This is a genomic window from Psychrobacter sp. H25 (assembly GCF_059076335.1).
In genome coordinates this window covers 1,609,803-1,633,323 of record NZ_JCACRV010000001.1, presented here as the reverse complement: position 1 = coordinate 1,633,323, position 23,521 = coordinate 1,609,803, and the positions used below count along the sequence as shown (strand labels likewise).

Annotated in this window: 18 protein-coding genes; 5 read left to right on the top strand and 13 right to left on the bottom strand. The window is 44.2% G+C overall.

Going from position 1 to position 23,521, the window contains the following annotated elements; all coding sequences use genetic code 11:
* Positions 1 to 165: 165 nt before the first annotated feature.
* Together AC5JPO_RS06555 and AC5JPO_RS06550 are read left to right on the top strand one after the other, a co-directional pair.
* Entirely contained in the window at positions 166 to 822 is a 657-nt protein-coding gene (locus AC5JPO_RS06555; RefSeq protein WP_493853584.1) for a DUF1294 domain-containing protein, read from the top strand.
* A gap of 38 nt (positions 823 to 860) precedes the next feature.
* On the top strand, positions 861 to 1,550 hold the full coding sequence (locus AC5JPO_RS06550) for a S24 family peptidase (RefSeq protein ID WP_493853583.1): 690 nt from the start codon (positions 861 to 863) through the stop codon (positions 1,548 to 1,550).
* Positions 1,551 to 1,669: 119 nt separating this feature from the next.
* On the opposite strand, the gene lspA is transcribed toward AC5JPO_RS06550, so the two are convergent.
* From lspA to AC5JPO_RS06530, 4 genes are all read right to left on the bottom strand, one after another.
* Complete coding sequence (gene lspA, locus AC5JPO_RS06545) at positions 1,670 to 2,320, bottom strand: signal peptidase II (protein ID WP_493853582.1); 651 nt, start codon at positions 2,318 to 2,320, stop codon at positions 1,670 to 1,672.
* The gene (gene ileS, locus AC5JPO_RS06540) at positions 2,313 to 5,171 is read right to left on the bottom strand and encodes an isoleucine--tRNA ligase (RefSeq protein ID WP_493853581.1); all 2,859 of its coding nucleotides are present in this window, start codon (positions 5,169 to 5,171) and stop codon (positions 2,313 to 2,315) included. Before ileS ends, lspA begins: the two co-directional genes overlap by 8 nt.
* A gap of 445 nt (positions 5,172 to 5,616) precedes the next feature.
* Entirely contained in the window at positions 5,617 to 6,180 is a 564-nt protein-coding gene (locus AC5JPO_RS06535; protein ID WP_493853580.1) for a protein disulfide oxidoreductase, read from the bottom strand.
* A gap of 147 nt (positions 6,181 to 6,327) precedes the next feature.
* A complete protein-coding gene (locus tag AC5JPO_RS06530; protein WP_443525495.1) occupies positions 6,328 to 7,965 on the bottom strand; it encodes a carbon-nitrogen hydrolase family protein in 1,638 nt (545 codons plus the stop codon).
* Between the two features lie 533 nt (positions 7,966 to 8,498).
* Between AC5JPO_RS06530 and AC5JPO_RS06525 the strand changes: the two genes are divergently transcribed.
* Entirely contained in the window at positions 8,499 to 9,128 is a 630-nt protein-coding gene (locus AC5JPO_RS06525; RefSeq protein WP_493853579.1) for a BLUF domain-containing protein, read from the top strand.
* A gap of 95 nt (positions 9,129 to 9,223) precedes the next feature.
* Here the strand turns inward: AC5JPO_RS06525 and AC5JPO_RS06520 are convergent, their stop codons facing one another.
* Positions 9,224 to 10,666, bottom strand: coding sequence for an FAD-binding oxidoreductase (locus tag AC5JPO_RS06520; protein WP_493853578.1), 1,443 nt, complete (start codon positions 10,664 to 10,666; stop codon positions 9,224 to 9,226).
* A 345-nt stretch (positions 10,667 to 11,011) separates the two neighbouring features.
* On the opposite strand from AC5JPO_RS06520, the gene serA reads away from it, so the two are divergent.
* Complete coding sequence (serA, locus tag AC5JPO_RS06515; RefSeq protein ID WP_443525500.1) at positions 11,012 to 12,238, top strand: phosphoglycerate dehydrogenase; 1,227 nt, start codon at positions 11,012 to 11,014, stop codon at positions 12,236 to 12,238.
* 106 nt (positions 12,239 to 12,344) lie between these two features.
* Here serA and trhO read toward each other — a convergent pair whose 3' ends face one another.
* The 4 genes from trhO to metX form a co-directional block, all read right to left on the bottom strand.
* Positions 12,345 to 13,418, bottom strand: coding sequence for an oxygen-dependent tRNA uridine(34) hydroxylase TrhO (trhO, locus tag AC5JPO_RS06510; protein WP_493853577.1), 1,074 nt, complete (start codon positions 13,416 to 13,418; stop codon positions 12,345 to 12,347).
* Between the two features lie 273 nt (positions 13,419 to 13,691).
* Positions 13,692 to 14,273, bottom strand: a complete 582-nt coding sequence (locus tag AC5JPO_RS06505) for a tetratricopeptide repeat protein (protein ID WP_319051871.1) — start codon at positions 14,271 to 14,273, stop codon at positions 13,692 to 13,694.
* Between the two features lie 387 nt (positions 14,274 to 14,660).
* Positions 14,661 to 15,278, bottom strand: coding sequence for a methionine biosynthesis protein MetW (metW, locus tag AC5JPO_RS06500; RefSeq protein ID WP_319051870.1), 618 nt, complete (start codon positions 15,276 to 15,278; stop codon positions 14,661 to 14,663).
* Complete coding sequence (gene metX / locus AC5JPO_RS06495) at positions 15,275 to 16,603, bottom strand: homoserine O-acetyltransferase MetX (RefSeq protein WP_442967675.1); 1,329 nt, start codon at positions 16,601 to 16,603, stop codon at positions 15,275 to 15,277. Before metX ends, metW begins: the two co-directional genes overlap by 4 nt.
* Before the next feature lie 490 nt (positions 16,604 to 17,093).
* Here metX and hemH point away from each other — a divergent pair, with 490 nt between their 5' ends.
* A complete protein-coding gene (gene hemH / locus AC5JPO_RS06490) occupies positions 17,094 to 18,113 on the top strand; it encodes a ferrochelatase (RefSeq protein WP_493853576.1) in 1,020 nt (339 codons plus the stop codon).
* Between the two features lie 115 nt (positions 18,114 to 18,228).
* Here the strand turns inward: hemH and AC5JPO_RS06485 are convergent, their stop codons facing one another.
* From AC5JPO_RS06485 to AC5JPO_RS06470, 4 genes are all read right to left on the bottom strand, one after another.
* Positions 18,229 to 18,582 carry a hypothetical protein gene (locus AC5JPO_RS06485; protein WP_493853575.1) on the bottom strand — a complete coding sequence of 118 codons (354 nt, stop codon included), beginning with the start codon at positions 18,580 to 18,582 and terminating at the stop codon, positions 18,229 to 18,231.
* Between the two features lie 270 nt (positions 18,583 to 18,852).
* Positions 18,853 to 19,356: a hypothetical protein gene (locus AC5JPO_RS06480; RefSeq protein WP_493853574.1), complete on the bottom strand. Its 504-nt coding sequence runs from the start codon at positions 19,354 to 19,356 to the stop codon at positions 18,853 to 18,855.
* Between the two features lie 380 nt (positions 19,357 to 19,736).
* A complete protein-coding gene (gene polA, locus AC5JPO_RS06475; RefSeq protein WP_493853573.1) occupies positions 19,737 to 22,712 on the bottom strand; it encodes a DNA polymerase I in 2,976 nt (991 codons plus the stop codon).
* Positions 22,713 to 22,935: 223 nt separating this feature from the next.
* Entirely contained in the window at positions 22,936 to 23,349 is a 414-nt protein-coding gene (locus AC5JPO_RS06470) for an organic hydroperoxide resistance protein (RefSeq protein WP_071002265.1), read from the bottom strand.
* Positions 23,350 to 23,521 lie beyond the last annotated feature (172 nt).

Genomic DNA, 23,521 nt, shown 5'->3' with positions numbered 1-23,521 from the left:
GCTAGAATAAATGAATAGAAAATAACGCGTTTGATTGCAGTGTTTTTAATTAGACCATTATAGTGTAAGAAATAATAAGCCATCTAAGGCCAGATGTAAGCGTCAATAATGTAACGCATATGGTGTACTATAACTGGCAATTCTAAAAGATATGAGGTGTCGGTGGTGAATAAACAACAAGGCACTGTCAAAAAATGGCAGGACGATAAAGGGTTTGGTTTTATTGAAACTGAAGCAGGCGAGTCTGTTTTCTTTCATGTGAGTGAGTTTAAGGCTCAGCGCTGTCCTGATATCGGTGAGGCAGTGGTCTTTAGCATTGGACAGGATGCAGAAGGGCGCAGGCAGGCCAAACAAGTACAAGAGCTTGGTTTCGTACAGCAAAAAATGGCACAAAAAAATCAGCAGATTCGTCAGCGTAATCAGAAACGTAGCCATCAGGCAGAGTTTGAAGCGGGTCAAAAGAAACGCTCATTCCTTGGACTGGCTTTTTATGGTGTTTTAGTTTTATTGGCAGCGACAGATAAGCTGAGCTGGCTGGTGGTCGGCTGGTACGTCGCATTAGGGGTTATTACTTATGGCATGTATGCCAAAGACAAGGCGGCCGCACAAAGTGGCGACTGGCGTACGCCCGAGTCAACCTTGCACATGCTGAGCGCGCTCGGCGGTTGGGTAGGCGCGCTATTGGCTCAGACGTATCTGCGTCACAAATCACAAAAACCTGAGTTTCGGGTCACCTATTATTTGACCGTTGTCATTAACATGGCAGGCTTGTTGTTTTTATTGGCGGGTGGTGGGTTAGAGACGTTGACAGAGTTTTTCTAAAAATAGACTTCGCAGAAATGAAATTAACGGAGGGATAAGTGTCTAAAATATTTACTAGTATCGAAGACATTAAACGTGAGAACGTCAGAAGACTTATGCAGCAACATAAAACAAAAAGAATGGATCTATCACAAGGTACAAAGATCAATTATGCATTATTAGGTCATTATATAGGTAAGAATCCTATCAAAGCTATTGGTGACGAAACTGCAAGTAAGATAGAAGCGTTTTTTAACAAACCTCTCAACTGGCTAGACCATGAACATAATGGTTTAGCCCAAGAAGTAGTTGAGAAATTTTCTGAAAAAATAGCTAATGGATTAATCGAGATACCAATTTATAAATCCTTCTTCTTCAATAAAGAAAAAAATAGTTGTGATTTTGAAGAAGTCAAAGACATATATTTTTTCCAACCTAATTACTTTATAAATAAAGGTATAAGCGTTGATTGTTTTAGAATGACTTTTGCGATAGATGATAGCATGCAGCCATACATAAATATCCAAGATAGAGTGGGAATTGCCACAGATGATACCGTTATAAGAGATGGTGATATATACGCCGTAATATTGAATGGTAAGTATGCTATGTTTAAACAGATATTTATAGAAGCAGACAATATGCTGCGGCTACACAGCTTGAATAAAGACTATCCAGATAAATTAGTCGAATCAGATGAAACGGTAAATCTAATCATCGTTGGTAAGCAGATATACAGAGCCGGATAAATTCTCAAACCACAAATCGCGAAAGTGATCTTGGTAATTTATGATATAGATAACTGAAAAGTCCCACTATAGATAGCTATAGCAGGACCTCTTTGTACTGGTATATCTAAGATTAGATGCTACGACCGCGGCATTTCACGCTTTTTTTCCAAAAACAACATATCAATGATAATCAGTACAACACCGATAGAGATACCGATGTCTGCAATATTAAAAATCGGATAATGCCAAACATCAGCATAATGCACATGGATAAAATCAATCACATGGCCATGCAATAGACGATCGATAAGGTTACCAACTGCGCCGCCCAATACTAAAGCCAGACCAAATGATAGCAAAGTGGCTTTGCGCGGCGCTTTAATCAGATAAACAATCAAGACCATTGACATGAGTAATGCCAATCCTGAAAAGAACCATTTCTGCCAACCACCCGCATCTGCCAAGAAGCTAAATGCTGCGCCGTAGTTATAAGCGAGTGTCCAATTGAGAAATGGCTCAATCACTGGCACTGGATCGTGAAAGGTCAGTTTGGTTTCTGCCAGCCATTTGGTCCATTGATCGATGACAATGATAACCAATGCTAGCGCATACCACATAAAAGCGCGACTGCCATTGGCTACCAGTTTTGGTGCCTTCTTTGTTGATTTTGCCAGACGGCTTCTAGGCGTGGTTGAGCTACCTGTGGTCGCATGAGCAGGCTTAGGTGAATGGTCAACCTCAACCTGCGAGTCATGCGGGCTTTCAGGTGAATCCGTTGGGTTAGGCATAATGACGTACCTCGCCGTCACCACTGACGTTGGTCACGCAGCGCGCACATAGTTCAGGGTGTGCGCTATCTGTGCCGATGTCATCACGGATGTGCCAGCAGCGTACACACTTAGTACCAGTAGCTGCACTGACTTGTACGACTAAGTCGACAACCTCTTCTGTACTCTCTGCGATCGTATCGTCTGTCTGCTTACTATCAGCAGGTGCTTCGCTCATTGGCTTTAGAGCTGCTTTACTAGTAATCAATACAAAGCGCAGTTCTTCACCCAGCTTGGCTAAGCTCTCATGCATCGCACCGTCAGCGTATAGGCTCACATCGGCAGACAAGTTAGCATTGATGATTTTTTCGCCACGTGCGGTCTCGATATGTTTGTTTACCATGTCTTTGGCAAACATAATACGTTGCCAGTCATCATTATTGACGGCACTGAGTTCAAACGCTGGGAACTCGTACCACTCTTGAGTGAATACATAGCCGCCTTTGTCTGCTTCACGTTGGTTCAGCACTTCCCATGCTTCTTGCGCCGTGAATGACAAGATTGGTGTGATCCAGCGAATCAGTGCATGAGTGATATGGTAGATGGCCGTCTGTGCAGAGCGACGCGGCTGTCCATCCGCCTGCGTGGTGTACTGACGATCCTTGATAATATCTAAATAGAAACTACCCAAGTCTTGCGAGCAGAACGCCGTTACGTGCTGCGTGACCTGATGGAAGTCCATCGCATCATAAGCACTCATGATTTGCGCTTGTACAGTTTGCGCACGCTCAATAATGAATTTATCAAGGCTAACCAACTCATTGATGTCAATGCTGTCAGTTGCTGGATCAAAATCATCGGTGTTGGCAAGTAAGAAACGCAGAGTATTACGGATACGGCGATATTGATCTATCGCCCCTTTAAATGATGCTTTACCAGCGCTCATCTCGTAACGATAGTCACTAGAAGCAATCCACAGACGCAGCATATCAGCGCCCGTTTTATTGATCTCTTCTTGCGGGGTGATGATGTTGCCCAATGACTTACTCATCTTACGACCGTTTTCATCAACCACAAAGCCATGGGTCAATACTTGTTTAAACGGTGGACGCTCATATATGGCTTCTGAGGTTAGTAGAGATGTCTGGAACCAACCGCGATGTTGGTCAGAGCCTTCTAGATACATATCAGCTGGATTGGTCAGCTCATCGCGCTGGTCAAGTACCGCAAAATGCGTCGTGCCTGAATCGAACCACACGTCCAACGTGTCCGTTGCTTTGTCATAGTCAGCCGCTTCATTGCCTAAGAAGTCCTCACAGCTGGCATCAAACCAAGCCTCAACACCGCCCTCAGCGATTTTTTGTGCGGCAGTTTCCATCAGCTCAAGCGTGTTTGGATGCAGCTCGCCTGTTTCTTTGTGGGTAAAGAACGTAATTGGCACGCCCCACGTACGCTGACGTGAGATACACCAGTCAGGACGACCATTCATCATCGCCTCGATGCGGTTCTGTCCCCATGCTGGTGTCCAGTTCACCGACGGAATATCAGCAAGCGCGCGAGCACGTAGACCTTGGGTTTCCATATTGATAAACCACTGCGGGGTTGCACGGAAAATAATTGGCGACTTATGACGCCAGCAATGCGGATAGCTGTGCTCGATTTTGGTATGGCTGACTAAGTGACCATTGTCATGTAGAGCAGCGATGATTTTTGGATTGGCTTTATAGATGTGCTCACCTGCAAATACCGCTGCGCTATCTAAATAAACGCCTGTACCGCCTACTGGGTTTTCAACAGGTAAGTTATATTTTAGACCCACGATATAATCGTCTAAACCGTGACCAGGTGCGGTATGTACCAGACCAGTACCACTATCGGTAGTGACATGATCGCCCAAGATGAGTGGCACTTGACGGTCTTCAATCAGTGGATGCTGAGCACGTAGGCCTTCAAGCTCACGCCCTGATACAGTTGCTAAGATACCGTTGTTGTCTAGTTTAAGCTCACTCAATGCAGTTTCAACCAGATCAGCAGCCAGTAGTAAGTTGCCCCTTGAAGTCGCAACGACACTATAGTTATGCTCAGGATGGACTGAGATTGCTTGGTTAGCAGGTAGTGTCCATGGCGTGGTCGTCCAAATAACCGCAGCGATGTTATCTGCGATATCTGCCAATGCGGCTACTTTGTCCGTATCAAGTACATCAAAACTGACATAGATCGCGTCAGAGACCTTGTCTTGATATTCTACTTCAGCTTCTGCAAGAGCTGAGCTACAGTCCAAGCACCAGTTGACTGGCTTCATACCGCGCGTCACATGACCATTGTCATAGATTTTGGCAAGCGCGCGTACGATATTGGCTTCCTGCGCGAAGTTCATGGTTAGATAAGGGTTGTCCCAATCACCGAATACCCCTAAACGCTTAAAGTCTGCCTTTTGCAGTTCAATCTGCGTGCTCGCATACTCGCGGCATAGGCCACGGAATTCAGTTGCTGAGACTTTTTTACCCACTTTACCAACTTTGGCTTCGACCTTTTGTTCGATCGGCAGACCATGACAGTCCCAACCAGGGACATAAGGCGCGTCAAATCCTGATAGCGTTTTTGATTTTACAATAATGTCCTTTAACACTTTATTAACTGCATGACCCAAGTGAATCTGACCGTTGGCATACGGAGGGCCATCGTGCAAAATATACTTAGTCGCACCAGTACGTGCCTGACGAATTTTACCGTACACGTCATCTGCTTCCCAAGCTGCTAGCCAATCTGGCTCGCGTTTGGCAAGGTTCGCACGCATCGCAAATGGCGTGTCCGCAAGGTTTAGCGTATCTTTGTAATCTTGGCTTGGGGTATCAGTGCTTTTATCAGTCATAGAAGATATCTTTTTAAAAGGTAGGTTTGTGTGTCGGTTCAAAACCGGCTATAAGGCTCGATTTTCAATGTGGTTCAATATAATACTGAGGGTCACGTGGTATTGATAATGCTTAATTACGAATAGTAGGTATATTGCTCATGATAGTCGGTTTATCAACCGTCATACCAGTAAATAGCCATTATCGCTCATTAGTCCATAAATAGTTATGTCAATAATAAATGGTAATGAGACGATTGCAACATAAAATATGCTTGTATAAATAATAGGAAAAAATATTTAGATCGGCAGCTATTATATGACAAAAAGGGTAGGGTAAAAAGAGCTGAGCAATCTCATCCTCATTTTGACCAATATCAATCGTTTATCTACGTTATATGTCATTGATGAGAGTATAACGATGACCTCTTTTTGAAATGATTTTTAAAAAAGTCAGGTTCAGTCGCTAAAAAACAGAGGCGAGCCATAAGCGTAGCTTCAACGACCATAATGGCTGTATGCCAGTCAGTCCTTGCGTCATTTTGCCATTTTCTAACACCACATATGATGGGGTAACTTGCCCTTGCCAATCGTCAAAGATATCGCCCTCTTGATCATTTATCGTCCTAAAACTAAAATCGTTTTTATCAAGGTAGCTATGTAAGTCCAGATCAGAACCTGATTGGACAGCGATGGTGACAACAGGATAGTTATCTGCCACTAGCTTATCGATGGTAGGTGAAGTAAAACTACAGACTGAACACCATGTACCCCAAAAATAGACCAGCGTCGGCTGTTCATGACTCAACTCAGCCAGATCAATAGTCTCTCCCTGATAATCAGTCAGTTGCAATTGTGGACTGGCTGGCATGACCGGTTGTCGCCACCAGTTGACCGCTGTATAGATGACCGCGAACATCAAGCCATATATCACGACCGTTTTTAGGATAGATAATATCTTTTGCTTTGTTGTCTTGGCAGGGTTTACTTCTTGATGCTTAACTTTTTGATGCATAGTATCAATTGTCATTACGTTGGCTTTTTGGTTTAGATAAGTCTATTTAACAAATGAGTAAGTAGATAGTAGATAAAAATAAACGGCTGAAAATCAGCCGTATAGTTTGTAAAATTTACTCTAAGGGTGCTACGTCAATCGACCGTAACGAACTACAATTAACTACGGCTTTTGCGCTCGATTTTGCAATGGATCGCCAATCAGGACGCTGCCTGAGTTTTCACGGCGCTGCTCATCAGTTAATTTGCTCGCTGGAACTTTGGATTTTCGCTTCCATTTCAAGCTAAACAAGTCATCACGGCGATCAATCAAGTTATGTACTGAACCTTCATGGCGGACATGAGTAAGTTTGTCTAAGTTTACATCAGAGAAGAATACCATCTCGGTGTTGGCCGTGGTTTCTGCCATAATCGCATCATGCGGGAACGCAAAATCTGACGGTGAAAAAATCGACGACTGAGCGTACTGAATATCCAAGCTCTCTACTTGTGGTAAGTTGCCTACCGAGCCGCAAATCATGACATAGCATTCGTTCTCGATCGCACGCGCTTGGGCACAATGACGTACACGCAGATAGCCGTTTTTGGTGTCTGTCCAGAAAGGTACGAATAAAATATCCATATCGTCAAGAGCCATCAGTCGGGCAAGTTCAGGGAACTCAACGTCGTAGCAGACCAAGATACCGATACGTCCAGCATCTGTGTCGAACACTTTGACTTCATCACCACCTTCGATGACCCAAGCGCTACGCTCATGCGGCGTAATGTGGATTTTGCGTTGTTCTTCAACCGTACCATCGCGGCGACACAAGTAGCTGACGTTGTATAGCGTATCGTCTTCATCCAAATACGGCATAGAGCCTGTAATCACATTGACGTTGTAACTGACCGCTAAGTGCGAAATCTCATTTTTGAACCACTCGGTATAACCTGCCAAAAAGCGAATGGCAATATTCTGATCTGTTTCTTCACATAGCCCCATCAATGGTGCATTAAAGAACTCAGGCAAGCACGCGAAGTCTGAGTTGTAATCAGCCATGATATCGACAAAAAATTCAACCTGTTGTAGGAGCTCTTCAGGAGATTCAACTTCACGCATCTGCCACTGAATACCGCCAATACGCACTTCAGATTTGCGTGTGTTGGGTTTGTAGTCTTTAGGCTCATAATAGATGTTGGCCCACTCGAGCAAGGTAGCAAAGCCTTTTGATTGCTTATCGTCTGGTAGATAAGCGGTCAAGATACGTTTGACAATAAAGCCATTTGATAACTGAAAAGACAGCGCTGAATCATGAATTTCGCGGCTTTCGACCGCATCGATGTACTCGCCTGGGGTCAGGTCTTTATGATTGTGGTAATTAGGAATACGGCCACCGGCAAGGATAGAGCGAAAATTCAACTGACGACACAGCTCTTTACGAGCATCATAAAGACGGCGACCAAGGCGATAGCCACGATAATCAGGGTCGATCAGCGCGTCCAAACCGTAAATTGCATCACCTTCAGGGTTGTCTCTAATGATTTCTTTTTGCCCAATCAAATCATCATAGGTGTGCGGGTTAGAGAACTTTGCGTAATCGACACGCATTGAGAGCACGATACCGATTAATTGGTCATGGTCAAACAAGGCAATCTGACCTTCAGGAAAAGCATCAATCAAAGTATGAATGGTTGTCTTTGACCATGCGCCGCCCAAGTTGACATAGACACGATCCATCAATGCTTTGAGTTGCGGGTAGTCTTTTTTCTTAATTTCAGCGATCGTAAGATGAAAGTCGTCTAGCTTTTCAATTTTGCTCATAATATTCCTGTGTTAAGTCTCTACTAAATTTGAGTATGTCTAAGATAAAGATATCAAAAACTATATTCTGTCAATTTTTTATAAAAAAACCAATAAAAATATGTCAATAACCAGACAGAGCCGTTACAATGATTTATTGCCGTATTTACAATAGGTTATAGTCACATCTTATGCCATATTGCTCAGTATGTTTGAGGTTTATTTTGACTACTATAGAAAGCAAACGGCAGTAACTATTGCATGCTGTACTGTGTGATCTTTATCGCATCATCAATAGCGAAAAAACATAATCATACAATGCTTTCATAACGGTTATTGTTTTGCTATTTATTATATAAATATATAATCTAAGTAATATCTATCAGTACCCTTCATTTTGCTTGCTATGATAGCAAGCTGCAGAGGTAATAATAGTCCTACGTAGTAACTATTTGCTACGTTTGTGTGAGTCAGTACCTTTATTTACCTCAGGCATAGTATCGTTTTGCTTGTTTCATTTAGCCGTATTTATCGGCTTTTAGGATTATTTTATTATGCCCTCAAATCGTAGCAATAGAATCAAGAGATGGGAAGATATAGAAGAATCGGCATTGGTGCAGCTGGTTTATGTGAGTACGTTGACCATCAGCTCACGCCTGAATACTTCTATTTTTGATGAAGTAGAAGGACATGCTCGTAATTACAACGAGCAGCACGGTATTACCGGTACTTTATGTTATGGCAATGGGCATTTTTTACAGTGTATCGAAGGTGAGAAAAGACACGTATTTGCCCTCAAAGAGCGTATATTTGCGGACAGTCGTCACAAAAACATCGAAGTATTGTTGCTGGAGGTGATCAATCGTCGTAGCTTTACGGATTGGCGTATGCGTTTACTGTTTTTGGAGCGCTGGCTATGGTCGCCTGCTACCAAAGAGCAAGCAGCACAGCTGTCACCGTTTTTGCCATTTGCACCGCACGGTTGGTCATCTGATCGTACAGAGCGGTTTTTGCAAACGATAAAAACCTTTGATAGTCCACCGCATATCAAAGCGGCAGGCATTACTTACAATGCATTGGGTAACATGTTTCGCCATATTGCAGCACCGCATCAGGCATTTTTGATCATTCAAGGGTTTTTAAGTGTGTTACTGGTCGTCGCGCTGATACTGTTATATTTATAAACGATAGATATTATCCGCAAAAAAAGACGCTAAGCCTGATGGTTTAGCGTCTTTTTTGTGACAAAGCATTGGAATATATTTGTGAACTCTAATGCTTACATATCAAAAATCTTACCACGGTTCATAATGTTATTTGGATCAAAGACTCTTTTGATGTCTCGCAAGTAATTGATCTCAGTTTCGCTGCGACTATATTGTAGATAAGGCTTTTTTGTCATACCTACGCCATGCTCGGCAGATACTGAACCGCCGTATTTTTGTACGGTTTCAAACACGTGTTTATTCACTACCTGACACTCTGCAAAGAAATCATCCTTGCTCATGTTCTCAGGTTTTAAGATATTAAGGTGCAAATTGCCATCGCCGATATGACCGAACCAACAAACTTCAAAATCTGGATAGTTAGTGCTCACAATACTGTCGATCTCTTCGATAAAATGAGGCACATGACTAATCAGTACAGAGACATCATTCTTATAAGGCGTAAACACTGAGATGGTCTCAGAGATGTATTCACGCAGTTTCCACAGCTCTGCCGCTTGCGCCAAGCTTTGGCTCATCACACCATCGACGACCCAGCTTTGCTCCATACAGTGCTCAAATATGGCCATGGCTTTATCCATGATTGGCTCATAAGGCGCTTCGAACTCTAGTAGTGTATAAAACTTGGTACGTGATTCAAACGGCTCTTGTACTTGACCATGTGCCATCAGCTTATCAATGGCCACATCATCAAAGAACTCAAACGCGGTCAAATCAATCTGTGCTTGAAAGGCAGAGAGTACATTCATGACATCATTAAAGCTGTCCATGCCAAGCACCATGACGTTTAAGTCTTGTGGCTGACGCTCAAGCTTAATCTGTGCATGGGTAACGAGCCCAAGCGTACCTTCACTACCGATGAACAATTGACGCAAATCATAGCCAGTAGCGTTCTTTACCATGCCGCGGTTGAGGTGCAAGATATCGCCTTTACCCGTGACGACGGTCAGCCCCATGATCCATTGACGAGTCATGCCATAGCGAATGACTTTGATGCCGCCTGCGTTGGTGCCGATATTACCGCCCATTTGGCTAGAGCCTGCTGAAGCAAAATCAACAGGGTAATATAACTCTTTTGATTCAGCGAACTGTTGCAGTTGCTCTGTGATGACACCTGCTTCAATCTCGACCATACGATCAGCAGGATAGAACTGCCCAATCTGGTTCATTTTATCCATACTAACGACAATCTCACCATTGGCTGCTACTGCACCAGCAGACAGTCCAGTACGACCGCCACTTGGGGTCAGCACGACGTTGTGCTCATTAGCCAGTAGCACAATGGCTTGTACTTGCTCAGTGCTCTTTGGAAAGACGATGGCAGCGGCAGCAGGGGCGAAGTGTTTGGTCCAGTCTTTGCCCCAATGCTCTAAGCTCTCCGCATCGGTTTTGATTTGGCTGAGGTCAAATTGATGGGCATCAATGAGCGTGCTCAAGATCGTTTGCACAGCAGTGGTGTTGGTATCGGATATGGGCTGATCGGTAATGGTCGTCATGGTCAACTCTCAATATTAGCGTAAGCACGATGCTAGGAATGTTGGTACTGCTTATTATATAGCGAAACAACTATAAATTCAGTGATGAGTCTGCTCGTGATAACAATAAGTGGGTGGCGGTTTTTACAAATAAGAAGCGGTCAATGATAAAAAAGCAGTTCGATAGGTTTTAAGTAGAATGATTCACTATAGCATAAAAATTTTTCAGGCTTGATAACCAATAATTCATCTAATCTGCTAACATCGACCTCAAATTTTGTGTAAGATATCGGGACTGTTTTCGTTTCACTCATCATAGATTATCCAACAGATAATCTTATAAAACAATTATAGGACAGTTCTCATATGGCGTTATCACTACAAAAAGACAAAATCCGGTTTTTATTGCTTGAAGGTCTACATGACAATGCCCTAAAAGTACTAGAAGGCGCTGGTTATCACAACATCGAGAATATCAGTCACGCACTAGACAAAGATGAGCTGATTGAGAAAATCAAAGACGCTCATTTTATCGGTATTCGTTCGCGTACTCAGCTGACGCGCGAAGTACTTGAGCATGCGCACAAGCTTATCGGCATTGGGTGCTTTTGTATTGGTACCAACCAAGTAGACCTAGAGGCAGCTCGTGACTTAGGTATTCCTGTCTTTAACGCGCCATTCTCGAACACCCGTTCAGTGGCTGAGCTGGTATTGGCCGAAGCCATCATGCTATACCGCGGTATCCCTGAAAAGAATGCCACTGTACATCGCGGCGGCTGGGGTAAGTCTGCGACCAACTCGCATGAAGTGCGCGGTAAGACTATCGGTATCGTCGGTTACGGCTCTATCGGCTCGCAGTTGTCTGTGCTGGCAGAGAGCTTCGGCATGAAAGTTATCTATCATGATGTCGTGACCAAATTGCCGTTAGGTAATGCGGTACAAGTAGGCAGCCTAGAAGAGCTACTATCAACGGCTGATATCGTGACCTTGCATGTACCTGACGTGCCAAGCACTCGCTATATGATGAAAGCGGAGCAGTTCGCTCAAATGAAAGACGGCAGTTATTTTATCAACGCGGCACGCGGTACCTGTGTCGAGATTGATGATCTGGCGGCTGTGCTTGAGTCTGGTAAAGTATTGGGCGCGGCTATCGATGTGTTCCCAAAAGAGCCAAAATCAGCGGACGAAGAGTTTGAGTCACCATTACGTAAGTTCGATAATGTGATTTTGACGCCGCATATCGGTGGGTCAACGCAAGAAGCTCAGGCCAATATCGGTCTTGAAGTCGCAGATAAGTTCGTTAGATACTCTGACCAAGGTGATACAGCGACGGCGGTAAACTTCCCAGAAGTGTCTATTCCGTTCAAAGAAAACTCGCATCGTCTGCTACATATCCACAAAAACGTACCAGGTGTACTGTCGCAGATTAACCGTCTGTTTGCTGAAGCAGGGATTAACATCCTAGCACAGAGCCTGATGACAGAAGGCGATGTGGGTTATCTAGTTATGGATGTCGATTACAACGACTCGACTGCTGCACTAGATCAGTTAAAAGATGTGGAAGAGACTATCCGCGTACGCATTTTATTCTAATATAGTCAATTCATTAGAAAAAAGTGACAGCGTTAACCTTGCTTGAAGTCAAAAAAAGAGAGGCTCTATTTAATAGAGCCTCTCTTTTTATTTTGCCAAATCTAAACTAGTTGGCTTTTGCTTTATTGGCAGCTTCTGCTTGTAGACGCGCTTCAGTCTTAGCGACTTTACGCTTTTCGATGACGTCTATTACGTCACTACCGATATGAGCTTCGCCGCGTTGTTTTGCCAACTGCATTTGGTGCTCACGCTCACGGAAGCGGGCTTTTTGCTCATCAGTCGCTTTGTCGATACAGTGCGGGCAGGATTCGCCTTTAATATAGGCTGGACTCTGCATATCATCGGCAGTGATTGGCATACGGCATGCAAAACACTGCTCGTAGCTGCCTTTTTCTAAATTGTGATTGACCGATACACGGTTGTCAAAGACGAAGCAATCACCCTGCCACATAGAGTCGCTGGCAGGAACTTCTTCTAGGTATTTTAGGATGCCACCTTCTAGATGATAGACCTCTTCAAACCCTTGCTCGCGCAAATAGGCAGTAGATTTCTCACAGCGAATACCGCCCGTACAGAACATGGCGACTTTTTTGTGCTTGGTGGGGTCCAGCTCTTTTGAGACGTACTCTGGAAACTCACGGAAGGTCTCCGTATTTGGATTGACCGCATTTTGGAAAGTGCCGATTTGCACCTCGTAATCGTTACGCGTGTCGATCAAGGTGACCTCAGGATCTGAGATTAGTGCATTCCATTCGCTTGGTTTTACATAGCGACCAACAGACTCCAAGGGGTCGATGTTTTCTACGCCCATGGTGACGATTTCTTTTTTTAGTTTTACCTTAGTGCGATAGAACGGCTGCGCGTTCGTATAAGACTCTTTAAAAGTAAAAGTACCAATCGCCTCGATACTGCGTAGATAGTCAAGTACAGTGTCGATACCTTGGCGCGTACCAGAAATCGTCCCGTTGATGCCTTCACTGGCCAGCAACAATGTGCCTTTGACGTCATTACCCAGCATAGTATTTAGGATAGGCTCACGATAGTGCTCAAAATCGGCAAAGCGTGTGAACTTATATAACGCAGCAACGACGATGTTGTTGGTAATGCTATCGTAGACAGGTGCTGACTGGTTATCCGTTATCGCGTTTTCTTTGGTATTACTATCTTGGTTGGTGCTCATGTCTCTCTCCTGCTGGCTAGGTCGCAAACCTAGTGCAATGGTAATAAAAAAGTAGATATATATAACATTAGCTCAATTGTGGGATTACTAATGCGCGCGTAGTGTAGCAAATTTTGATAAGGTTTTGAATAGCTTATCGTGTTTGAGCCGAAACCGTTAAAAAGGATCGGCAGTTTCTCTATTAATTGACGGTTTCTTCATAAGATAAAAAACAAAAAAGCCCAGTAAAATACTGAGCTTTTTTATATTCAATGCGTCATACAAAACTAGCGTTTATTTACTCTGGAACCAAGTGTCTGCTTTGGTACGTGCGCTGGCAATGTCATCACTTGATAAGTTTAATGCCAACTGACCGATTTTACCGCGAGCTTTGTTACGGACTTTTTCATCTAGCATGCCATCACGGGCAGCCAAATCATACCATTTATAAGCATCGACCAGATTCTTTTGCTTTTCATCTAATAGGGCAAGTGTATAGCTGGCACGGTTATCACCACGCATGGCGGCTTTTTCCAACCACAGACGTGCTTGTTGCAGGTTAGGCTGTACGCCTTCACCGCGTAAGTACATAATAGCAAGGTTTAGCTGAGCAGGAGCAACGCCTTGTTGAGCCGCTTTGGTGTACCATTGGATTGCTTGTTGGGTATTTTGGGCAATACCTTCACCTTTTTGCAAACGCTTGGCTAGATAGAACTGAGCGTGATCGTTACCTTGAGAAGCACGACTGGATAGCTCACTCACAGGCATAAGCTCAAAACGTGAGGTATCAAGCGGTACGTTTGATATTAACTCAGCATTGGCTAAACCAGCACAAGAGAATAATGCAGTAAACAACGCAGCTTTTAATAATTTCATAGCAGCTCCAAAATTAGGCAGTTAATAAGCAAAAAAATTGTACCGCCAAAGTGTTTTAGACGGCGATAACAACTAGGTGACATCTTGCGATATGAACTTACCTAATCATTAGCAATGGGTTTTATCATTTTTGTATCGTCGCTTGAACCCCAATAATTAGACAGACGGTCGTAATAGTAGGGTGGCTGACAACATTTTGCTAGCTTAACACCCAAACTTACGAAACTCAAATACTAATTACAAGATTTCATAGCCATCTATACCTGATTGTCCCTATTAAAATCATAGAGTTACTATAAGACAATAACCAATTGACTGTTTGACGGGCGCGAATATCTACTGATAAGCACGTTTTTATTTGCGTCAGTATAAATCAAACAACTGACATTACTTCGGTTTTTTCTTCGTTACTCGGTAGATGGCAACATCTGCTAACAAATTAGGCGCTTGGCGTATGAGCGCTTTCATCAATGGCGTATGTCCTTTCTCAGAATCACTAACAGCAAAACGATTAATGATATGAATATCATGCTGCGCGCATAGCTGCTCAAAGTCCTTGAATGTACACAGATGAATGTTTGGGGTGTTGTACCACTCATAAGGCAGCGCTTCTGAAACAGGCATCATGCCTTTAAGCCCCAAATGGATACGGTTTTGCCAATGGGCAAAGTTAGGGAAGGTAATGACCGCTTCACGGGCAACTCTCAACATATCCAGCAATAGCACATCAGGGGACTTTACCGCTTGCAGGGCACGCGCCATGACGACGGTATCAAAACTGTCATCAGCAAAACGTGCCAATCCATCGTTTAGATCTTGCTCAATAATCGATAAGCCATTACCAATTGCTTCATTGATTTTGTCTTCATCAATCTCAAGGCCATAGCCTGTTACGCCCAGCTTGTGTTGCAAATGTGCGAGGAGCTCGCCGTTCCCGCAGCCCAGATCAAGTACGTGTGCTTGCGGCGCAATCCAGCGCTCTGCCAATTGGTGATCCATTCTCATGAGCGCTCTCCTGTGGCTTGGCGACTAGGGGTAATAAAAGGCGCCGTCAAAAACCCTTCGACCGCACCCATGTAGCGTGGGATATCAAATAAGAAAGAATCATGACCATGCGGGGCATCAATATTGATATAACTGACGGGTTTGCCCGTTGCCATTAGCGCGTCCACGATCTCTTGCGAGCGCTCGGGTGCAAAGCGCCAATCAGTGGTAAATGACACGACTAGATATTGACACTGCGTATGAGCGAGAGCAGCTTTGAGCGCAGAAAGTTCTTGCTGATGATCAGATCCAATCTCTTCAATCGTCGCTACCGCACCTTCTAACTCATTTTGCGTATTTTTCTTATCCGTCTCAACAGCCGCTGCGATTGAGTCCTCTAGCGGTATAGCAGACTCTGTACTGTCTTTCACTACGGCTGATGGATAGCCACGTGTCGGATCAAAATAGTCTAGCGCTTTGGTCATGAGCAGATAGGTATTGGCATCGAAATTTTCACTAAAGCGTTCGCCCTGATAGCGTAGGTAGCTTTCAACCTGAAACTCGACATCGTAGCCATACATAAATTTGCCAGATTTCAAATCACGGCCAAATTTGGCTTTCATCGCGTCATCAGTCAGATAGGTGATATGACCGACCATGCGTGCCAGTATGAGACCGCGGCGAGGGTATGTACCTGCTTGTATATAGCGACCATCTTTAAAGTCAGGATCGGACAATATAGACTGACGTGCGACTTCGTTGAAGGCGATATTCTGGGCAGAGAGCTTTGGCGTACTGGCGATAACCACACAGCGCTTTAACCGCTCTGGATAATCAACAGACCATTGTAACGCTTGCATACCGCCCATTGAGCCACCAACGATGGCGTGCCAAACGTCGATGCCTAGGCGATCTGATAACATGGCTTGGGTTTTCACCCAGTCTTTGATGGTGATCAGCGGAAAGTCAGGGCCATAAACTTGTGGCTCATCGCTGCTATTTGTATTGATAGCATCTGAGCCACCGCTATCTGGGTTGATAGTAGTAGGACCTGTCGAACCAAAACAGCTACCGATATTATTGACGCACACCACATAGAACCGATTGGTATCGATAGCCTTATTAGGACCGATCATATTGTCCCACCAGCCCGCTTTTTTGTCATCAACGCTATGAAAACCTGCGGCGTGGTGATTACCTGATAGTGCATGACAAATTAAAATAGCATTTGAATGGTCGCTATTGAGTGTCCCATAAGTCTCTACCATCAAGTCAAACGAGGGCAGAGTACGGTTGCACTCTAGGGTCAATGGCTCGGCAAAATGGTAGTTCTGTGGCGTAACAATACCAACTGATCTAGCAGCAGAATTGGCTGGGCTGCTGGCTTTGGCATGAGAGTTGGAGTGCTGGTCATTAGTGTTATCAGAGCGTGCGTTCAAAGCTACCTCACAGGACGACAGTCATCAATAAAATAAAAACAAAATGGCAAGCGGTTGGCAGACTATTTTGCCTACCCAGTTTTTATAAGCAGGGCTTGCCTATTGTATGGCGATGCGCGTAGGAGTACAACCTTTCAACAAACCTTTCGAGTGTCATCCCTGTAGCAAATAGGTCATAGACGAATAATGAATAAGTGCCAAATATAATGAATAAGGAAAGAATAAAGGACAACTGCGTATCAAATTGTATAAGAGTGCTTTTGCCATGCGCTATTCATGGATAAAATGCTACACTAAAGATGTCTATATTCCATAGTGTCTACACAATCCTGCGTTCTCTTATTGTGATAGTTGTGACATTATCTCCAATAACTTACTGCTGATAAATAGTGCTGCTATGAAACCTGAATTGCCTCCACGTATTGCTGTCCTGTTAGTAAACCTCGGTACACCAGATGAGCCAACGGCACCTGCCGTACGTCGCTATCTCAAACAGTTCCTGTCAGATCCGCGCGTGATTGAGATTCCCAAGTTTTTATGGGCAATCATCTTGAATTTGTTTGTATTGCCCAGTCGTCCTAAGCGCGTGGCAAAAGCTTATGCCAGCATTTGGGAGGGAGACTCACCGATTCGTAAGATACTCAATAGCCAAGTTGAGCTATTGGAACCGCGTCTGGCAAACAGTGTGGCGCCATTTCGTGTCTCTGTGCATCCTGCGATGAGCTATGGCAATCCTGGACTGCCTGATGTCATGGATGCACTACGCGAAGAAGGGGTGGATCACTTTGTCATTCTGCCATTGTTTCCGCAGTACTCGGCCTCTTCTGGTGGCGCGGTATACGATGCGCTGACGAAGTGGACACTCAAGCAGCGTAATCTGCCAAACTATACGATTGTCAAAGACTACTTTGCTCATCCGCTATACATTCAAGCATTGGCCAACTCGATTCGCCGCTTCCAAGAGAAGCATGGCAAGCCTGACAAGTTAATGTTTAGCTTCCATGGTATCCCGCAGCCCTACGCGGATAAGGGCGACCCTTATCCTAAGCGTTGTAAATGTACGGCGGCGCAAGTAGCGCACGCACTTGGTCTAAAAGAGGATGAATGGATTATTAGTTTCCAGTCACGTTTTGGTAAGCAAGAGTGGGTAAAGCCATATACTGATGTGGTATTAGAAGACTGGGGCAAGTCTGGCGTACGCTCAGTACAAGTCGTTAGTCCTGCATTTTCAGCGGATTGTCTTGAGACGCTAGAGGAGCTGGCCATTGAAAACCGTGATAATTTTCTGGAAGCAGGCGGGCAAGAGTATCACTACATTCCCGCACTTAACCTTGATGAGACCCATATTGAGTTGCTTGAAGCATTGAGCTTGCCTCTTGTAAAAGGGTGGGCGGGTACGCTTGATGGTTGGGCATAGCATGGTTAGCATCTATATAATTATCAACTGAATTACAAGCTATAAAAAAGCACACCTACTATCGTTAGGTGTGCTTTTCTGATTTAAAGAAGTACTCCAGTAGTCGTATTAGATTCTAAAAATCATCGTCATTGCTGCGCTCTGCAGCATCTCTATCGGCGATATCCATCGCATCTGGATAATCACTGTCATCAAGATTGTCCTGTACCAACACCTCATCTACGCGTGATTCATCAATGTTTTGACGGTGCATCGGCGTTAGCCCTTGTGTAGCTGCGCTACCAACTTCTGAGTTATCAAAACCAGCGCTGTTATCGATGACATCATCATTATCGATAGTATGTAACATCGGATTGTCTAGATCGACCAACTGATTGTCTTCATCGGTTTGACCAACGACACCGTCATTGCGGCTATTGCCATCGATATGATCCATCTCTTCTGGTAGTGGGTTTTTTGAGTTTTCCATAAGTCATTCCTTATTGTAATTATTGGCAATAAAATTATCGTACGTGCTTGTAAAAGTATTATTTATTTTGACAGTGTTATTCTACTGAACAGTCTGTACGGTTATTAGAATTTTCACTAGTAGTAAGGTGTGACAGGATGTTCAAAATATGTAAGGCGATGGACGAAATGCAAAACGGCTACTCATATTGAGCAGCCGTCCGATTTTGCAGCATTTTTTATACAGCTTGAGCCACTAAACTATTAAGTATGAGTCAGGATAATGATCGTTTTAGCTATTGGTATGCTTGAATTTATAATTTAATTTCTGCATCAGATACGATTCATAGTCAGCCAGTTTGAAACGCCACAAATAGATCAAGGCAATCGCATAGATAGCCGTTTCCGACAATTCTTCGACAACTTCTCCCCATGTATGCGGGAATACAATGGCGTTCTCTCCCATATATTGGATAATTGCCAGTACTGCAGCGCTGAGATATAGTGAAACAGGTACGTTCTTTAGTACTGCCCAGAGGTATTTTCTCGAATACGCCAATAGCCCAAGCGCCACGAGATAAATAACGGTAAGTACACTATCTTCCCACCAGTCATAAGACTGATTCAAAAAAGAGAAGTCGCTTGGAACCAACAAATCTGGTAGATAGTTCAATTCCCGTCGTATCACAGCGACAAATACCAGTAGCGCTGCTAACCAAAAAGCCTGAATGTGTTTGATATGACTTTGTACAAGGTATTGTGCGCAACGTAGCAAACAGGCAAACAACAGGATCATACCGGGGATTTCAATGAGGCCATCTGAATTCAAAATAACTGGCTCCTGCGCGTCAAAAAATGTGTCAAAAACAAAAAAGTGAGCCCGTAGGCTCACTCTAACCAAAACTGTCTCACTAAATACAGATAATCTATAGGACGCTATTATAACCTAGCTTGACGATGATAACGTCATAAAATATAACCAATTGGTCATAAGTGGTTGTTTGTATAGGTAATATAAAAATAAATATTACCCTTCACTCTATCGATGATTGTACTAACTGACTAAACATAGCAAACAATGGGTTAAGTTTGACTTTTAGTGTTGGTAAGCATAAAACCCCGAAATGCATGTTATCTCTACGTTGTGGGAAGCTATAAACTCCCCAAAGTCAATAATTAGTGTGCTTCATCCCAGTTCTGACCACTGTCCGTCTCAACCAATAATGGCACTGCAAAGTCGACAGTCCAGCCTTTATCGACCGCAGTTGTCGCTAGGACATCTTGCATGGCATCCGTAATCAATTGGCTAACCGCGTCTACCTTATCGGCATCCACTTCAAACACCAATTCATCATGGACTTGTAGCAGCATTTTGGCCTGATCTTTAGGCAGTACCTTGTCCACGGCGATCATGGCAAGTTTGATTAAATCAGCGGCTGAGCCTTGTAACGGTGCATTAATCGCCGCGCGCTCGGCACCTTGCTTAACCATACGATTACTGTGATTGATATCAGGCGTATAGAGTTTACGACCCAATATCGTCTCAACGTAGCCTTGCTCGTACGCACTAGCGCGCGTATTGATCATATAGTTTTTGACACCTGGGTAGCGCTCAAAGTACATATCAATGTAGTCTTGTGCTTCACCGCGGCTCATCTGTAACTGCTTGGCAAGTCCAAAAGCACTCATGCCATATAGCAGTCCAAAATTAATAGCCTTGGCATTACGGCGCTCCGTTGGCGTGACGTCCGCGACCTCTTTGCTTAGCACTTCGGCAGCAGTGGCAGCATGAATATCTAGACCTTCGTTAAAGGCATGAGTCAGGTTGCTATCGCCTGAGAAGTGCGCCATCAGACGCAATTCAATCTGTGAATAATCCGCCGCTAAGATCACACGACCTTCTGGTGCGATAAAGGCTTGGCGAATCAGGCGACCCGTCGCCGTACGAATCGGAATATTCTGTAAGTTAGGATCTGTCGATGACAAACGCCCAGTGCTCGTTAACGCCTGATGGTAGCTAGTATGTACACGATCGGTTTCGCTATCTGCGACATTATCGAGTGCGTCGGTATAAGTGCTCTTAAGCTTGGACAGTCCGCGATACTCTAGCGTAATATCAACCAACGGATGATCAATTTTCGACAGTACAGCCTCACCAGTCGAGTATTGACCAGACTTGGTTTTTTTGCCACCAGCCACGCCTAGCTTTTCAAACAGCATCTCACCGAGCTGCTTTGGCGAGCCTAAGTTAAATTCTTCACCCGCCACCTCGTAGGCACGCTGCTCGAGCGCGATGATTTCTTCATCGAAGCGCTTTGACAGCTCGTTCAAAAATGAGCGTTTGATGAGAATACCATGCGCTTCCATTTGACAAAGTATCTCAGCCGTTGGAATCTCAAGCTCATGGAGTAGCTTGGCGTTATTGGCGTCATTAGCCAGCTCAACGCTGAATACGTCAAACAGCTGATAGGTGATATCGGCATCTTCACAAGCATAGTCACTCGCAATATCGATAGCTACTTGGTCAAAGGTGACTTGTTTCGCGCCTTTACCTGCAACTTCCTCAAAGCTGATGGTCTGCGTTTGCAGATAATGGCGTGCTAGATCGTCCATACCGTGGCGAGTGGCTGCTGCGTTAATGACGTAGCTTGCCAGCATGGTATCCATCGCCCAGTTGTTTGGCTGCTCATGTATCGCACCAACTAAGTCGATGTCATAGTGTGCGAAGATATGTGCGTCGTATTTTAGATGCTGTCCGATTTTGCCGATATTTGGGTTTTCTAGCACAGGCTTTAAGCGTGCCAATACCGTATCACGATCGAGCTGTTTTGCTGTTAGCTCATCACCTTCTAAGCTGTGGGTGAGTGGCACATAGTAAGCCTCGTGTGCTTGCACAGCAAAAGATAGACCGACGATTTGGGCCTCGCGCCAATGGACGCTGGTGGTTTCGGTATCAATGACAAAATGTGGCGCTGCTTCTAATAACTCGACCAAGCTATCAAACGCAGGTTCGTCGAGCACAGTATGCCACGCTTTATCCTGATGGTTGACCTTGATGTCATCGCCACTGTTTGCTTGCAGCGATTTGGCGACTTGCGCTTGTGACTCAGCATTGGCTTGGCTATCCGAGACACTCTTTGAGCCGTTTGCAGGATGGTTTGGATGATCGAGCGATGCCAGCTCGTTTCTAAACTCAAGCTCATTGTACAGGTCGCGCAGCTCATCTATATATGCACAAGGATCGGTATTGATTTTTAGATCGTTCCAGTCCTGACCGATGGCTAAGTTGGTGACGATGGTGGCTAGCTTCCTATTAAAAGGAATATCGTCGGCGTGTTCGATCAGACCTTTCGCCCCGCGACCTTTGATAAAGCCAATGTGCTTGAGCATGTTTTCAATATCACCATACTCAACGAGTAGGTCTTTAGCGGTCTTTTTACCGATGCCAGGTACACCTTTGATACCGTCAGAGGCATCACCCATGAGCGTCAAAAAATCAATCATTTGGTTTGGGTTAATGCCGAACTTATCGATCACCGCTGGTGTATCCGTGACTTTACCAGTAAAGCTGTCTTCTAAGATGACGCAATCATTGACCAACTGCATCATGTCTTTATCGCCCGTTGAGATGACCACATGGTGACCTTGCTCGACGGCACGATAGGCAAGTGTACCGATGATATCATCGGCCTCTGCACCCTCGATACGTAATAGCGGAATACCCAAGGCGCTGACCAAACGATGAATATAAGGAATTTGCTCTACCAGCTCTATATCGATAGGCGGACGAGCGGCCTTATAGTCAGGCGACATATGATGGCGAAAAGTCGGTGACTTTGTATCGAAGCAGACGGCCATATGAGTAGGGTGATAACGACGCATCAGTTTTAGCAGCGCATTCAAGGTACCGCGAATCGCATTGGTGATTAGACCCTGCGAGTTTTGCATGGTCTTTGGGAGGGCATGATAGGTGCGAAACAGATAATACGAGCCGTCGACTAAGATAAAGGGCGGCTGATCTTTGTCTACGTGACTGGTATCCATCAGTGCCACATTTGGCATATCGTCAAAATTCGGTAAGGTTTTAGGATCGAGTGCTTGATGGGAGTTGTGGTCGTTATCGGCGGTATTGTCAGCTATATTATCAGTCATAAAAGTCACTTATCAGCTATTAGATAAAAATATGTCCTTATTATAACGATAAAAACAGTGCGTGCCGAACTGCTTAACCGTTACGAGATGTTCTGGCGGTTTTATTTTTTCACCAAAATTTCAAACAAAAAAAGAACCCAGACCAGCTGAGTTCTTCTATAATTAACGTATTTTTAATTAACTACTTTCTTAATTAATCATTGATAATGAGTCTCATAATGCGTTACTTTACTTCTGAGGTGACTTCAACATCGATGTTGCCGCGTGTGGCTTTAGAATATGGGCATACTTGGTGCGCTTTCTCGACCAACTGTTGAAACTCGTCAGCTGACAATTCTGTATTTTCACCAATGACATGAATTTTAGCAGCCAGTTTATAGTCATGGCCTTCGCCTTGAAGCAAATCTACTTCAATTGAAGTGGTTGAATCAAACTTTGCTTTTTCCATTTGCTTAACAGCTGCAAGGGCGCCATCAAAGCAGGCACTGTATCCCATGGCAAATAGTTGTTCTGGGTTATTGCCCTCTTTTCCAGAGCCTGGTGGTACCATGTTTATAGTCAGGTCATTGTCACTTAAGCTTGCTGAACCTGCCCGGCCGCCAGTAACAGTCGCTTTGGTTGAATATAAAGTTTTCATAACATATCCTTTGTTTTGGTTTTTGGATTTGAATAGTGAATCTAAATATGCAACCTAGGATAACAAATCATTAAAACAGCTCAGTGAGTCGGTAGTAAACATTTACGACAAGTTTGTAAATATGGCTTTTGGAGCTCTCTACAGTAGCAATACCTGCTGGTGCTAATAAACA